The sequence below is a fragment of the Paraperlucidibaca sp. genome, from assembly GCF_982810325.1.
Window position 1 is genome coordinate 22319 of sequence record NZ_CEYEMI010000007.1, and the last position, 14601, is coordinate 36919.

12 protein-coding genes are annotated in these 14601 nt (G+C 50.2%); 5 read left to right on the forward strand and 7 right to left on the reverse strand.

What is annotated here, in order from left to right; all coding sequences use genetic code 11:
• Position 1: 1 nt before the first annotated feature.
• From yidD to rpmH, 3 genes are read right to left on the reverse strand one after another with little or no spacing between them, the layout of a single operon-like run.
• Positions 2-247, reverse strand: a complete 246-nt coding sequence (gene yidD / locus AC3DKE_RS04275; RefSeq protein ID WP_474640727.1) for a membrane protein insertion efficiency factor YidD — start codon at positions 245-247, stop codon at positions 2-4.
• Positions 244-621, reverse strand: a complete 378-nt coding sequence (gene rnpA / locus AC3DKE_RS04280) for a ribonuclease P protein component (protein ID WP_411729613.1) — start codon at positions 619-621, stop codon at positions 244-246. The genes yidD and rnpA overlap by 4 nt, the downstream gene beginning before the upstream one ends.
• A 5-nt stretch (positions 622-626) precedes the next feature.
• A complete protein-coding gene (gene rpmH / locus AC3DKE_RS04285; protein WP_068857706.1) occupies positions 627-761 on the reverse strand; it encodes a 50S ribosomal protein L34 in 135 nt (44 codons plus the stop codon).
• Between the two features lie 465 nt (positions 762-1226).
• Here rpmH and dnaA point away from each other — a divergent pair, with 465 nt between their 5' ends.
• The 5 genes from dnaA to AC3DKE_RS04310 all read left to right on the forward strand — a co-directional run bounded on the left by dnaA (position 1227) and on the right by AC3DKE_RS04310 (position 8315).
• Positions 1227-2603, forward strand: a complete 1377-nt coding sequence (gene dnaA / locus AC3DKE_RS04290) for a chromosomal replication initiator protein DnaA (RefSeq protein WP_379071634.1) — start codon at positions 1227-1229, stop codon at positions 2601-2603.
• A gap of 17 nt (positions 2604-2620) precedes the next feature.
• Complete coding sequence (gene dnaN / locus AC3DKE_RS04295; RefSeq protein WP_340675866.1) at positions 2621-3733, forward strand: DNA polymerase III subunit beta; 1113 nt, start codon at positions 2621-2623, stop codon at positions 3731-3733.
• Positions 3734-3748: 15 nt separating this feature from the next.
• Positions 3749-4849 carry a DNA replication/repair protein RecF gene (gene recF / locus AC3DKE_RS04300; RefSeq protein WP_340675865.1) on the forward strand — a complete coding sequence of 367 codons (1101 nt, stop codon included), beginning with the start codon at positions 3749-3751 and terminating at the stop codon, positions 4847-4849.
• Positions 4846-7317: a DNA topoisomerase (ATP-hydrolyzing) subunit B gene (gene gyrB / locus AC3DKE_RS04305; RefSeq protein WP_379071641.1), complete on the forward strand. Its 2472-nt coding sequence runs from the start codon at positions 4846-4848 to the stop codon at positions 7315-7317. Before recF ends, gyrB begins: the two co-directional genes overlap by 4 nt.
• Before the next feature lie 95 nt (positions 7318-7412).
• Complete coding sequence (locus AC3DKE_RS04310) at positions 7413-8315, forward strand: tRNA dihydrouridine synthase (protein ID WP_487990146.1); 903 nt, start codon at positions 7413-7415, stop codon at positions 8313-8315.
• Here the strand turns inward: AC3DKE_RS04310 and AC3DKE_RS04315 are convergent.
• The 4 genes from AC3DKE_RS04315 to glyQ all read right to left on the reverse strand — a co-directional run bounded on the left by AC3DKE_RS04315 (position 8310) and on the right by glyQ (position 14495).
• Positions 8310-9386 carry an AI-2E family transporter gene (locus AC3DKE_RS04315; RefSeq protein WP_379071644.1) on the reverse strand — a complete coding sequence of 359 codons (1077 nt, stop codon included), beginning with the start codon at positions 9384-9386 and terminating at the stop codon, positions 8310-8312. The genes AC3DKE_RS04310 and AC3DKE_RS04315 overlap by 6 nt on opposite strands.
• 114 nt (positions 9387-9500) lie before the next feature.
• Positions 9501-11318 carry an acyl-CoA dehydrogenase C-terminal domain-containing protein gene (locus AC3DKE_RS04320; protein WP_340675862.1) on the reverse strand — a complete coding sequence of 606 codons (1818 nt, stop codon included), beginning with the start codon at positions 11316-11318 and terminating at the stop codon, positions 9501-9503.
• A gap of 157 nt (positions 11319-11475) precedes the next feature.
• On the reverse strand, positions 11476-13527 hold the full coding sequence (glyS, locus tag AC3DKE_RS04325; RefSeq protein ID WP_487990136.1) for a glycine--tRNA ligase subunit beta: 2052 nt from the start codon (positions 13525-13527) through the stop codon (positions 11476-11478).
• Positions 13524-14495 (reverse strand): glycine--tRNA ligase subunit alpha, encoded by a 972-nt coding sequence (gene glyQ / locus AC3DKE_RS04330; RefSeq protein ID WP_379071650.1) that lies wholly within the window; start codon positions 14493-14495, stop codon positions 13524-13526. Before glyQ ends, glyS begins: the two co-directional genes overlap by 4 nt.
• Positions 14496-14601 lie beyond the last annotated feature (106 nt).

Sequence of the window (14601 nt, forward strand, 5' to 3'; positions counted from 1 at the left end):
CTCACGGTTCCTGTTGACGACAAGGAGGGGTGACTTTACTCGGTACGGGATCATAGCCGTGTTTACCGAAAGGATGACAGCGAGATATTCGTTTTATCGCAAGCCAACCACCGTGTATTGCACCAAATTCACGAATTGCCTGTTCGGCATAGACCGAGCAAGTAGGTTCGTAACGGCAACGAGGAGGCAGCATGGGGCTGATTACATAGCGATAAAATCGGATAGGCAACAGCAGTAGCCATTTCATAATGAACTGGCTAACTGTTTTGATATTTTGTTATGCAGCTGCTGAAGGCTTTTCGCAAAATCACTGTGTAGCGTTTCATTTGGAATGTCGGCTAAGGCGTTTTTGGCAAGAAAAACTATATCGAGCGCATAATTTGCTGGCAATTGCAGACGAAACGTATCGCGAACACATCGCTTTATACGGTTTCGACTAACAGCAAGTTTGACTTTTTTCTTCGCGATGATGAAGCCAATGCGATCAGTTGTATGCGCTGATGCTTTTGCTAACAACATATAGTGCGAATGATGTGCTTTGAACTCAGCGCCATCCATGACGTGCTTGAAGTCTGCTGGTGTCAGTAGACGTCGGTCTCTGGTAAAGCGCTGAGTGCTCACATTTCTCAGACAGTTAGGCGCTTACGACCTTTTGCACGGCGACGAGCTAGAACGGCGCGACCGTTTTTAGTAGCCATACGTGCACGAAAGCCGTGAGTACGTTTTTGCTTGATGGTGCTGGGTTGGAAAGTACGTTTCATGATTGCGTTCCGCTAACAACTCGCCCAGTTGGGCTCAAGGGAGCGGAATCTTAGGTAAGTGCCGTGCTTTTGTCAACGGCTTTGCTTATCAATCTTAAAGATCGTGATTTTAAAGTTGTGCACAGTTCCTTATTGTTAACCATTAAATAAATACTCTTTTAGATTTTAAGAGCTTTAGTGGTTTTTATAGTGGTCCTGATATTTTGTTGATAAGCCATTTTTTTTGTTAAATTACAAGATGTTAGATTACATCAATAGTTGTTTATGAGCCCGTTCTTTAGTGATCTTAAAAGCTGTGGATGATTGTGGATAACTTTGAGTCCTGGTATTCGTCACAGCTAATCCTCTGAGTGCTACCGTAGTTATACGCTAACTTATCTACATGCTCTCAAATCTTGTGGATAAAAGCTTTTGCATTGCCTGCTAAGCCCGTTAGAATCTCGTTTTGCTATGTGGACAGATGGTATGGCTGATTCTGTGTGGGAAGGTGCGCTGCAGCGCTTACAAGAAGAGTACCCACCTAATCTTTTTCAGATGTGGATACGGCCCTTACAGGTTGAAGAGTCAGCTACGACTTTGCTGTTATTGGCGCCTAACACTTTTTTTGTCACTCATATTGGTGACAAATTTATGGCGCGGATACGTGAAATCGTTACCAATATGTCTGACGGACGTATCACTCAAGTTAGTATTCGTGTTGGTTCGCGCGGCGATGCAGAGCCTAAGCAGTCGCAATCGTTACGAAACACGACGCCTGCAACCTCCCCGTCTGCGCTAGCGAAACCGTTGATGCCGGTCATTGAGCCAATTGCACGCCCAGCAAGCAGCCTGAACTCTCTTTTCACCTTTGATAACTTTGTCTCTGGTAAAGGTGCTCAGCTAGCGCATGCAGGCTGTCTGCAAGCGGCTGATAACCCTGGCGCATCGCATTCCAATCCGCTGTTTATTTATGGCCCTACCGGCTTAGGTAAAACTCACTTAATGCATGCTGTGGGCAATGAAATGTTGCGCAGAAACCCCAATGCTCGAGTTATGTACATTACTTCTGAGCGCTTCGTGGGCGACTTCATCAATGCCCTTCAGCGATCAATGATGAATGATTTCAAGCGCTTATATCGTTCGCTAGATGCCTTGTTAATTGATGACATCCAGTTTTTTGCCAAAAAAGAGAGCACGCAAGATGAGTTTTTTCACACTTTCAACTCTTTGCTAGAAGGCTCGCGCCAAATCATCATGACTTCAGATCGTGTTCCGCGTGATATTTCGGGCATGGATGATCGTTTGAAGTCGCGCTTTTCCTGGGGCTTGTCTATTCAAGTTGATCCGCCAGATAAAGAAACTCGCGTTGCCATCTTGCTGAAAAAGGCGCATTCAGCGGGTTTTGATGTGCCTTTAGAGTCTGCCCACTTTATTGCAGAGCACGTTCAGGGTAACGTGCGTGAGCTTGAGGGTGCGCTAAATAAGGTCATTGCCAATGCGCGTTTTCGAGGCGCACCGGTGACTTTGGAATTAGTTAAAGAAGCATTGCGAGATCTGCTGCTTCTGCGCGTGAAGCAGTTTACTATCGAGAACATTCAGCGCGTTGTAACGGAATATTTTTCGATTTCACTGCGCGATCTAAAAGGAAAAAAGCGCAACCGTTCGTTTGCTAGGCCTCGCCAGATGGCGATGGCGCTATCGCGTGAGCTTACCGGCAATAGTTACCCTGAAATCGGCCTAGCGTTCGATGGCAGGGATCACAGCACCGTTATTCACGCCTGCGATCGGATTGCTCAGCTTCGGCAGTCAGATGCTCAGCTGAATGAAGATTACTCTACTTTGTTGCGCCAGCTTCAGGCGTAAGTTTTGGGAAGATAACCATGAAAGTCTCAATGTCTCGCGATCAGTTATTAAAGCCCTTGCAGCAAGTTTCTGGCGTTGTTGAAAAACGTCAAACCTTGCAGGTGCTATCGAATGTTTTAATTGTGGTAGCTGATGGCGAAATTGCCATGACTGGCACCGATCTTGAGGTTGAGCTGCTCTCGCGCCAAGATTTAGAGAATGAGTCGCGTGATGGGAAGATTACGGTTCCATGCCGTAAATTGCTGGATATTTGCCGCGCCCTGCCTGCAACGGCGCAAGTTGATTTATCCGTTGATGGCAATCGCTTACTGCTTAAGTCCGGCAAGAGCCGATTTACGTTGACGACATTGCCGGCGAATGATTTTCCGAACTTAGAAGAAAGCCTCAACGCGGCATATACCGTGACGTTAACTCAGCGTGTTTTGAAGCAGATGATTGATAAAACTTCGTTTGCGATGGCTCAGCAAGATGTTCGCTACTACCTCAATGGCATGTTGTTTGAGGTCACCGCAGATCGTCTACGTGTAGTCGCTACAGATGGCCATCGTCTCGCCATGTGCGATGCTGAGATATCATCTCAAGTTACTGAAAAGGCTCAGGTTATTGTCCCGCGCAAGGGTGTGCAAGAGCTATCTCGTTTGCTTGCTGATGAAGATACAGAGGTCACATTAACGCTTGGTTCAAATCATCTGCGCGTTACTGTCGGCAATGTAACTTTCACATCTAAACTAATTGATGGCCGTTTTCCTGACTACGAACGTGTGTTGCCTAAAAATGGTGACCGTACTTTGATCGCCGGTCGCGAAGAGCTGAAGTCTGCGTTACAGCGCGCTGCAATTTTGTGCAATGAAAAATTCCGTGGTGTGCGCTTACAAATTAATGATCAGCAACTGAAAATTTTAGCTACCAACCCTGATCAAGAGGAGGCTGAAGAAGAGCTGCAAGTTGAATTCAGTGGCAACTCTTTAGAGATTGGTTTCAATGTTGGTTATATGCTTGATGTCCTGAACGCACTTAATGGTGCTTATACCCAAGCCATTTTAGGCGACACCAACAGTTCTGCATTAATCCGCGACAATGATCCTGAGCAGGCCAACGCCGTTTATGTCGTTATGCCTATGCGTCTGTAAGGTCTCTCTCTTAGCGTGACTGTCTCTAGGCTGCAAGTTCACCATTGGCGCAACTTGCAGCCGCTTTCTCTTGAGCCATCTCCTGGCTTGAACATTTTAGTTGGCGATAACGGCAGCGGCAAAACCTCTCTCTTGGAGGCGATTTATTTGCTCGGTGTTGGCCGCTCTTTTCGAACACTAAAAGCTAAGCGTCTTATTCAAGATGGTCAGCAATCAACAACTATTTTTGCTGCTACTGGTTCTGGCCATGCCCTGGGCATTCAAAAAAATAGTGATGGCACTACATCTGCTCGTTTAAATGGTAGTAGCGCCTCTCGCCTCTCGGCGCTCGCCCATCTTTTGCCAGTGCAATTGTTTGACCCACGGTCGCTTGATGTTTTGTCTGGGCCTAGTCTTCCTCGCCGCCAATTATTAGATTGGGGTGTGTTTCACGTGGAACACTCATTGGTTGATCAATGGGCGCGAGCAAGTCGCGCGCTTCAACAAAGGAACTCTTTGCTGAAAAGTGCTAAAATACCCGATGATTTATTGCTCGCATGGGAACTTGAGCTTGCGGATGCTAGTGAGCAAATCCATGCGGCGAGAAAACGCTTTATGGACTCATGGCAGCCATTTTTAGTGGCTGCCATGTCGCGCCTACTGGAAGGATTTAATATTCAGGTCGGCTATCAGCCTGGCTGGGATGCCGATGTTCCTCTTTTGGAATTGCTGAAAGAGGCGCGTGTAAAAGACGCTGAGAGGGGCTTTACACAGTTAGGTTACCATCGTGCTGATATTCGAATTCGCGCAGATGGTGTTTTGGCTGAGGAGCGATTGTCTCGTGGCCAATTAAAGCTTTGCGTATGCGCGATTAAGTTGTCTTTAGTTGAGCGTTTACGTCTTGCTGGCGCCCGACCTGTTTTGCTTTTTGATGATCTTGCTTCAGAGCTGGATCAGACATCGCGCAGACTAATGATGCAGTGGATAGAAGAAATGAATCTGCAAACTTGGTTAACGACCATTGAGTTTGATCAGTTGGATGATTTTTGTGGGCAAATGCCACGGCAAGTGTTTCACGTGAAGCAGGGCAATATTACGCCAGTCTCAACGCAGGCTCGCACCGGAGAAGAAGAATGAGTGATGTTTATGATGAGTCCAGTATTACCCAATTAGAGGGTCTGGAGGCTGTTCGTAAACGCCCTGGGATGTATATCGGCGACACCTCCGATGGCACGGGCCTACACCACTTGGTGTTTGAGGTCGTTGATAACTCTATCGATGAAGCCTTGGCTGGCCATTGCGACGAAATTCAAGTCACAATTCATTCGGATAATGGCATCACGGTTTCAGATAACGGCCGTGGCATTCCGCCTAATGTGAAAATGGATGACAAGCATGAGCCAAAGCGTAGTGCGGCAGAAATCGCGCTAACAGGCCTCCATGCCGGCGGTAAGTTTAACCAGAACAGCTACAAAGTGTCGGGCGGCTTGCATGGCGTTGGTGTTAGCTGCGTAAACGCATTGAGTAAATACCTGCGGCTAACGGTTCGTCGTGATGGCCAAGTGCATACGCTAGAGTTCACCGGCGGCGCGGTTATTGATCGCCATATTGAACTAGTGGATGGCGTTGAAGTATCACCTATGCGCATCACAGGAAAAACTGAGCGCCGCGGCACAGAGGTGCACTTTCAGCCTGACACTGACATCTTCATAGAGAATTACGATTTTCATTACGATATTTTGGCTAAGCGCCTACGCGAGCTGTCTTTTCTTAACTCAGGCGTGCGCATTGCATTAAAAGACGATCGCACAGGTCAAGAAGAGCTATTTCAATATGAAGGTGGCTTGGCGGCATTCGTTAACTATTTAAACGTGAACAAGACGCCGCTTAATAACGTCTTTCACTTCATTGTTCCTCAAGATGAGCACCCGCACGGCATAGGTGTTGAGGTGGCTTTGCAGTGGAACGATAGCTATCAAGAAAACGTATATTGCTATACCAACAATATTCCTCAGCGTGATGGCGGTACTCACCTTCAGGGGTTTAGGACAGCGTTAACACGAACCTTGAACAACTATGTTGAAAAAGAAGGCCTGCTGAAAAAAGATAAAGTAACCACTGCTGGTGAAGATATGCGCGAAGGCCTAACGGCTATTGTCTCAGTTAAAGTGCCGGATCCTAAGTTTTCCAGCCAAACTAAAGACAAGCTTGTGTCGTCGGAAGTAACTAACGTTGTTTCTAGCATCATGAGTGAAAAATTCGAAGAGTACTTACTCGAGCACCCCTCAGCGGGCAAAATCATTGTCGGTAAGATTTTGGACGCAGCTCGTGCTCGTGAAGCGGCGAGAAAGGCGCGCGAGATGACGCGCCGTAAAGGGGCGCTGGATATCGCAGGCTTGCCTGGTAAGTTGGCAGACTGCCAAGAGAAAGACCCTGCCCTGTCTGAATTATATTTAGTGGAAGGCGACTCGGCTGGTGGATCTGCCAAGCAAGGCCGTAACCGTAAAATGCAGGCTATTCTTCCATTGAAGGGTAAGATCTTAAACGTAGAAAAAGCTCGTTTTGATAAGATGTTGTCATCGGCCGAGGTCGGCACTTTGATCACTGCGCTGGGCTGCGGTATTGGCCGTGATGAGTACAATCCAGACAAGCTTCGTTATCACAAAATCATCATCATGACCGACGCGGATGTCGACGGTTCGCATATTCGTACATTGCTCCTGACCTTCTTCTTTAGGCAAATGCCTGAGCTTATCGAGCGTGGCTACATCTATATTGCTCAGCCGCCGCTGTATAAAGTCAAAAAAGGTAAGCAAGAGCAGTATCTGAAAGATGATGATGCGATGGAGAAGTACCAAACATCTATTGCGCTAGATGGCGCTGAGCTTCGGATTTCTGAAAACTCACCGGCAATTTCCGGCCTGGCTCTAGAGAGCCTGATTAATGGCTACCGTAATTTCATTAATTTGCTAAAGCGCTTAAGCCGTCGTTATCCCGAAGTTATGCTGGAGCAGTTTTTAACTTTAGGCACTTTGGCGTCAGACAAGTTATCTGATCAAGCTATTGTTGTTGAGTGGTCTGGAAAGCTACAGAAGGCAGTTAATGACGCCGCAGACCCTAGCCAACGTTACTTAGTTGAAGCAGTGTTTGATAACGAAACACAAAACTATTTTGTGCAAATCGACTTAATAGCTCACGGCGTTCCATACACCTATCGATTAGGCACAGAATTCTTCTCGTCTCCTGAGTATCGCCAAATTTCGACACTTGCCGATGCGCTTGATGGCCTTATGGTTCCTGGCGCCCTGGTGCGTCGTGGTGAGCGTGAGGTCGCTGCTGAGTCATTTAAGCAGGTCTACCAATGGCTTATGCAGGAGTCTAAGCGCGGTCTTGGCGTGCAGCGTTATAAAGGCTTGGGCGAAATGAACCCAGACCAGCTTTGGGAAACAACGATGGACCCTGAGTCTCGCCGCATGTTGCAGGTGAAAATTGAGGATGCAATTGGTGCGGATCAAATGTTTACAACGCTCATGGGCGATAACGTTGAACCACGCCGTGCGTTTATCGAAACCAACGCACTACTAGTAACCAACCTCGACGTATAAGAGGCCAAAGCCTTTTGGCGCAATGAGTTCTCATAAAGCGCCAAAAGGCCATCGGGGTGTTTCACGTGGAACAGGTAAAGTTGGTTTTGGCGCCGATGGAGGGTTTAACCGATTTCGATATGCGCCGAACACTTACAGAGCTCAGCCCCTATGCGTGGTGCGTTACCGAATTTTTACGAATAACCCAGCAGCTACTCCCCTCCAGTGTTTTCCTAAGGCATATGCCAGAGTTGGAAACGGCAAGCAAAACTGCAAATGGCACCCCAGTGCATTTACAGCTCCTAGGCAGTGATCCAACACTGATGGCCGAAAACGCTGCTAAAGCGGCATCTCTAGGCGCACTAGCAATTGATATCAATTTTGGCTGCCCCGCGAAGACCGTAAATAGGCATCGCGGCGGAGCCGCTTTGTTAAAAGAGCCAGAGTTAATTCATAGAATTGTGTTGGCTGTACGCAATGCTGTGCCGTCAGAAGTCCCAGTCAGCGCCAAGATTCGATTGGGTACTGATGATGCTAGCGAGATGGCTGAAAATGTCGCCGCAATTGCTCAAGCAGGAAGCTCATGGCTAACCATTCATGGCAGAACTAAAGCGCAAGGCTATCGGCCACCAGTGGACTGGCACGCCATTGCCGATGCTCGTCGCTATGCTAATGGTATGACCATCATTGCCAATGGTGATGTGCACAGCAAGGCTGCTGCTGAGTTATGCCAGCAAATAACCGGCTGCAATACGCTAATGATAGGCAGAGCCGCTGTTAGTCAGCCTGGCTTGGTTGAGGAAATAATAAGTGGTCGCGAGTCACTAAGCTGGGCTGCCGTAAGACAGGCTCAGCTTAAGTTTTTAGCAGAAATGAATGGTCAGGATGTGCGGATGGTCGGAAGATATAAGCAGTGGTTAGCGATGACCGCCCTGCACTATCCAGAGGCCGCTGCCGATTTTGCCTTGATCAAGCGGCTCAAGCATCGGCAAGCGGTTTTTGACACGATGGCGCTATAGCTGGCTATTCGACTCTTCACTTGTTGGCTGTTCAAGCCACTCCTTCCAAATAGCTAACATCACAGCCAATATGACGGGGCCTAAAAATAGGCCAATCATTCCGAATGCAGTAAGCCCGCCAAGCACGCCAAACATAATCAGCAAGAACGACACTTTGGTTGCCGTGGAGATGACCAATGGTCGAATGATATTGTCGACTGAGCTAACAACAAGCCCGCCCCAAATGGCGAGACCTACAGCGCTGAATGTGTCGCCGCTAGCTAAAAGCCAAAGCGATACAGCACCCCAAGCGAATGGTGTGCCGAAGGGTATCAGCGCGATTAAAAAGGTCACTACGGCGAGAAATATTGGGTTTGGTGCCCCAGCCACGGCATAGCCTGCACCGGCCAGTGTGGCCTGTGCTACCGCGGTCAGAACGATGCCAAAGACGACGGCGCGGGTCATGTCCCCGGCCGCCTTCATATAACGCTCGCCATGCCCGGGCGTAATAAGTGCCAACGCCTTTCGAGTTTGATGCATTAGCGCAAGGCCATCGCGATAAAAGAAGAAAGCGGTAAACACGGTGATAGCCAGTTTGATTAGGTTTCGACTAATGCCACCTGCAAGCAGCTTGGCTTGCGGAATGCCGAGGCTGGCGATGCTACGAATACTATCTTTGGCGGCTTGAGGGTCGGCATGAGTCTGCGTCCACCAGCGTTGCAGCTCGTCATAAAGCCAAGGGGCAAAATCGGCCAGCCATGGTGAAACAGGCAGCTGACTTTGAGATAGCAGCTCTCCGATATGGGCGTAAATATTACGAATTTCAGTTTGCAGCAGAAGAACCAGCCACGCCAATGGGCCGATAAGCAGCAAGGTTAGCAATAAGGTCATGATGCCAGCGGCAATGTTTTGCCGTTGGCCAACGAGATTATAAATTCGCCGATAAACAGGCCATGTGACAAATACTAGAATAGCTGCCCATGCCATTGGAATAAAAAACGGGCTGAGCACGGAATAGCTTAGATAGCCTAAAGCGGCCAGGCCGATGAACAACAAAGTGCGCGTTAATGTGTAGGTGCTAGTAACCGTCATGAAGGCTCTCCTCTAGGCCTCATGCTAGCACTGCAAGTTGGATTTGCTAGGCCATAAAACAAAAAAGGGGCTATACCTTATGGCATAGCCCCTTCTGCTCAAACGCTCAGTAACTTAGTTAAAGTTAAAGTGCTCAGCCTTCATCTTCATGATTGAAGATGTTGGCTTAAGCATGCCTTCGGCATGGCTTTTGGTGCGTGGCAAAATACGGTCGAAATAGAACTCAGCGGTTTGGATTTTCGCTTCATAGAATGCTGGCTCTTCAGCGCCACCATTTTCTAGTTTATCGAAAGCCACTGCGGCCATTTTCGCCCAGAAGTAAGCCAGCATGGCGTAGCCTGAGTACATCAAGAAATCATTTGATGCAGTACCAACCATGTCGCGATCTTTACGAGCTTGCAGCATGATGCGCACTGTCAGGTAGTTCCACTGCGTGGCGATCTTCGTTAGTTCCCAAACGAATGGACGCATTGAGCTGTTTGCCACGTTGGCGCGGCAGAACTTGGCGATATCGCCAGTGAACTCGCGAACCACTTTGCCGCGTGAACCAATCAGAACCTTACGGCCCAATAGGTCCAGCGCTTGGATGCCGGTGGTGCCTTCGTACAGCGTGGAGATGCGCGCGTCGCGTGCGTACTGCTCCATGCCGTGCTCTTTGATGTAGCCGTGGCCACCAAACACTTGCATGCCGAGGTTGGCAGCTTCAAGGCCTAGCTCAGTCAATACCCCTTTCAGAATTGGCGTGTAGAAGCCAAGTTTGTCATCCCAGAAGTCATAGAGCTCTTTATCACCGTTGGTGATACCCACAGCCATATTGTCAGCAAGCTGAGCGGCAAAATAAATCATCGCGCGGCCGCCTTCAGCAACGGCTTTTTGTGTCAGCAGCATGCGGCGGACATCGGCGTGATGAATCAGCGAGTCGGCGACTTGATCCGGTTCTTTTTTGCCGGTGAGCGCGCGCATCGAGCGACGATCCTTGGCATATGGCAATGCGCCTTGGAATGATTGCTCAGCGTGAGCAATGCCCTGCACGGCAGTGCCGATACGCGCGGTGTTCATGAAGGTGAACATGCACTCAAGGCCTTTGTTGGGCGGGCCAATCAAATAGCCAGTTGCACCATCGAAGTTCAGTACGCAGGTGGCCGAAGCGCGGATGCCCATTTTGTGCTCGATGGAGCCAACAGTAACGGGGTTGCGCTCGCCCATATTGCCTTCAACATCGACATTGAACTTAGGCACGATGAACAAGGAAATGCCACGCGTGCCAGGAGGCGCGTCTGGAAGGCGAGCCAGCACGATGTGAATGATGTTTTCACATAGATCGTGATCACCAGCAGAGATGAAAATCTTCGTGCCGGAGAGCTTATAGCTACCATCGGCCTGAAGCTCAGCCTTGGTTTTTACTTGACCCAAGTCGGTGCCGCATTGTGGCTCAGTTAAGCACATGGTGCCCAACCAACGGCCTTCGACCAATGCTGGCATGAAAGTGGCTTTTTGTTGCTCATCGCCGTGCAGCATGATTGTGTTCATGCAGCCTAACGATAGGCCCGGATACATGGTGAACGACCAGTTTGCTGTGCCCATCATTTCGGCTTTTAACAAGCCCATGGACATAGGCAGGCCTTGGCCGCCAAATTCAGCTGGATAGTTCAGGCCTTGCCAGCCGCCTGCAACATACTGGTTGTAAGCTTCTTTGAAGCCTTTTGGCGTAGTGACTTCGCCATCGGCAAAATGGCAGCCTTCTTCGTCGCCGGATTGGTTGATTGGCGCGAGTACTTCTTCGCAATACTTCGCACACTCATCCAAGATCGCGTCGACCATATCAGGGGTCGCGTCTTCACCGCCGGGTAAATTTGCGTAGTGCTTTGGGTAATCAAAGACTTCGTTCATGAGGAAGCGCATATCGCGCAGAGGGGCCTTGTAAGCTGGCATGGCGTAATCACTCAAGTTAGTTGAACACCACTAACTTATACGCATAAAGCGAGCTTGGGTCATTGGCAGTTTTAAGCTGAGCGTCCGGCATATCGGACAATCGGCCAGAGCCAATTTGGGCAGCTATAATCTATTGCGACGATAGCTGCCCAGGTTTTTAGCTTAGCAGCGAGATGTCGGCCACGCGTAAGAACAGCGCGCGCAGTTGGTTGAGCAGGCGTAAACGGTTTAGGCGGATAGCGGCATCGTCGGCATTGACCATGACATTATCGAAGAAGGCATCCACTGGTTCACGTAAGGTCGCGAGCAGGCTTAATGCTTGGCCATAATCGCCGGAGGCATAAAGCGGTGCCAGGCGTGCCTGTAAGGCATCGAGCTGGGCTGCCAAGTCTTGTTCGGCAGGCTCTTGTAAAAGTGCACTATCAACTGAGCCAGAAACCGAAGATTCTTTAGCTAAGATGTTGGCCACGCGCTTGTTAGCCGCAGCCAAGGCGGTGGCCTCGGGCAGGCCACTAAACGCTGCCACTGCCTGCACGCGGCGAGCAACATCGCCCGCTACAGTAGGTTGGCAAGCTTGCACAGCGGCAATGACTTCGGCGCTGATGCCCTGCTCTTCAAACATGGCGCGATAACGCCCTAGCAGAAAGCTAAAGACATCTTCGGCGGCGTTGGCTTGAGTAACCGCCGAGCCGTGTTGAGCGACGGCTGTGGCGACTAGTTCGCGTAAATCAATGCGGTAGTCACCTGCAATCAATATGCGTAGAACACCTAACGCCGCACGGCGCAATGCAAATGGGTCTTTCGAGCCGGTCGGTGGTTGGCCGATGCCAAATAAACCAGTCAATGTGTCGAGCTTGTCGGCCAATGACACTGCAGCGCCGGTAGCCGTCGTTGGCAAGGTATCGCCAGAGAAGCGTGGCAAATACTGCTCGTTGAGTGCCAGCGCAACATCATTGGCAAGGCCTTCATGGCGCGCGTAATGGTAGCCCGCGATGCCTTGCAGCTCTGGGAATTCGCTGACCATTTCGCTAGCTAAGTCGGACTTGCAGAGCTTGCCGGCGAGCTCTGCAGAGGCAACATCACTACCGATGAGCCCTGCGATATGCCCGGCCAATGTCGATACGCGCTCGGCTTTGGCGAAAACTGTGCCGAGCTGCGCTTGAAACACGACTTGCTTGAGGCGTTCATTGCGCTCGGCAAGCGTGACCTTTTTATCTTGGCTGAAAAAGAACTCGGCATCGGTTAAGCGTGGGCGCACCACTTTCTCATTACCAGAAATGATCTTTTCTGGATCCGTAGAGTCGATATTGGCCACGGTGATGAAACGCGCCATGAGCTGATCATTGGCATCGACTAAGCAGAAGTATTTCTGGTTGTCCTGCATGGTGGAAATTAGCGCTTCCTGCGGCACGCTCAAAAAGCGTTCTTCAAAGCTGCAAACCAATGGCACTGGCCATTCCACCAAGGCGGTGACTTCGTCAAGCAGAGCATCGGGCATTAACGCGCGGCCACCGGCTTGTGTCGCAAGGTCGTTAACTACGCCCTGAATCTGCGTGCGGCGCTCAGAGAAGTCAGCAAGCACGTGCGCTGAGCGCATGGCTTCAACGTAATCATCGGCATGTGCAAGCTCTACAGCTGCTGGGTGGTGAAAGCGATGGCCAAAGCTAGTGCGGCCACTATCGAGGCCGAGCACAGAGGCTGGCACCACGGCATCTCCGTAAAGCAACACCAGCCAATGCATGGGGCGAACAAATTCGACACGGCTACTGCCCCAACGCATACGTTTGGCAATCGGCAGTTGCTTAATGGCCAGCTCAAAAATGCCAGCTAGCAAGTCGGCAGCAGCCTCGCCTTTTACAGTGCGTACTAGACGAAGCTTTTCACCCGAGGCATCTAAGTCAGATACTTCAACGCCATTTTTACGAGCAAAGCCAAGTGCAGCAGGCGTGGGATGGCCATCGGCTGTGAAAGCAGCTTTCACCGGTGGGCCATCGGCGCGAACTTCGCGATCTGGCTGCTGTGGCGCCAAGGAGTCGATAATTAAACCTAAGCGGCGCGGCGCGGCAAAAAAGCGCACGCCAGCAAACTCAAGGCCTTTGCTTTTGAGGCCTTGCTCAACGCCATCACGCAAAGCCGTGGCCAGTGTTAGCAAGGACTTGGGTGGCAGCTCTTCGCCGCCTAATTCAAACAAAACGGATGGATGGCTCATGCCTGCTTCTCCCCTGCTGTTGCTACCTGGGCATCGATGGTGGCCATCACTTCTGCTCGTAAAGCGGGATCGGCAAGTGGAAAGCCTAGCGCTGCGCGTGAGTCAAAATAGCTCTGTGCCACAGCGCGAGCCAATGCGCGAACACGCAAAATAAAGCGTTGGCGTTCTGTGACCGAAATCGCCCGGCGCGCATCTAGCAAGTTGAAGGTGTGTGAGGCTTTCAAGACAAACTCATAAGCCGGTAAGGGCAGTTTCAACGCCATGATGCGGTTGGATTCTGACTCGTAAAGATCGAAGAGCTTAAACAGCTCGTCAATATTGGCGTGTTCGAAGTTATAGGTCGATTGCTCAACTTCGTTTTGATGGAAGACATCGCCATAGGTGACTTTGCCGAATGGGCCATCGGTCCAGACCAAGTCGTACACCGAGTCGACGCCCTGTAAATACATAGCTAAGCGCTCAAGGCCGTAGGTGATTTCCCCCGTAACTGGGTAGCACTCTAGGCCACCGACTTGCTGAAAATAGGTGAACTGGGTGACTTCCATGCCATTGAGCCAAATTTCCCAGCCCAAGCCCCACGCGCCCAGTGTTGGTGACTCCCAGTTGTCTTCGACAAAGCGGATATCGTGCACAGTAGGGTCAATGCCGATATGGCGTAGCGAGTTTAAATACAGGTCTTGGATATTTGGTGGATTTGGCTTCAACACCACTTGGAACTGGTAATAGTGCTGTAAGCGATTGGGGTTTTCGCCATAGCGGCCATCGGCTGGGCGGCGCGATGGCTGCACGTAGGCGGCATGCCATGCCTCAGGCCCAATGGCGCGTAAAAATGTCGCGGTATGAAACGTGCCCGCACCCATTTCCATGTCATAAGGCTGCAGCACGCAGCAGCCCTGCTCTGCCCAGTAGCTCTGCAGCGCTAAAATAAGGCCTTGAAAAGTTTGGATGGGTTGTGCGGTATCGCTCATGAGCTATTCCTAACGTCGTCTGGCAGCAGTGAGTAAATTGCGCTGCAAAAGAACGCAGAAGTATAGCTGAGGCAGGTTCAATAGGCACAAAAAAGGGCCAATGCCG

Excerpts from the sequence above, each read along its gene's own strand:
- yidD (WP_474640727.1), bottom strand. The coding sequence starts at position 247 with ATGAAATGGCTACTGCTGTTGCCTATCCGATTTTATCGCTATGTAATC.
- rpmH (WP_068857706.1), bottom strand. The coding sequence starts at position 761 with ATGAAACGTACTTTCCAACCCAGCACCATCAAGCAAAAACGTACTCAC.
- dnaA (WP_379071634.1), top strand. The coding sequence starts at position 1,227 with ATGGCTGATTCTGTGTGGGAAGGTGCGCTGCAGCGCTTACAAGAAGAG.
- dnaN (WP_340675866.1), top strand. The coding sequence starts at position 2,621 with ATGAAAGTCTCAATGTCTCGCGATCAGTTATTAAAGCCCTTGCAGCAA.
- gyrB (WP_379071641.1), top strand. The coding sequence starts at position 4,846 with ATGAGTGATGTTTATGATGAGTCCAGTATTACCCAATTAGAGGGTCTG.
- AC3DKE_RS04310 (WP_487990146.1), top strand. The coding sequence starts at position 7,413 with ATGGAGGGTTTAACCGATTTCGATATGCGCCGAACACTTACAGAGCTC.
- AC3DKE_RS04315 (WP_379071644.1), bottom strand. The coding sequence starts at position 9,386 with ATGACGGTTACTAGCACCTACACATTAACGCGCACTTTGTTGTTCATC.
- AC3DKE_RS04320 (WP_340675862.1), bottom strand. The coding sequence starts at position 11,318 with ATGCCAGCTTACAAGGCCCCTCTGCGCGATATGCGCTTCCTCATGAAC.
- glyS (WP_487990136.1), bottom strand. The coding sequence starts at position 13,527 with ATGAGCCATCCATCCGTTTTGTTTGAATTAGGCGGCGAAGAGCTGCCA.
- glyQ (WP_379071650.1), bottom strand. The coding sequence starts at position 14,495 with ATGAGCGATACCGCACAACCCATCCAAACTTTTCAAGGCCTTATTTTA.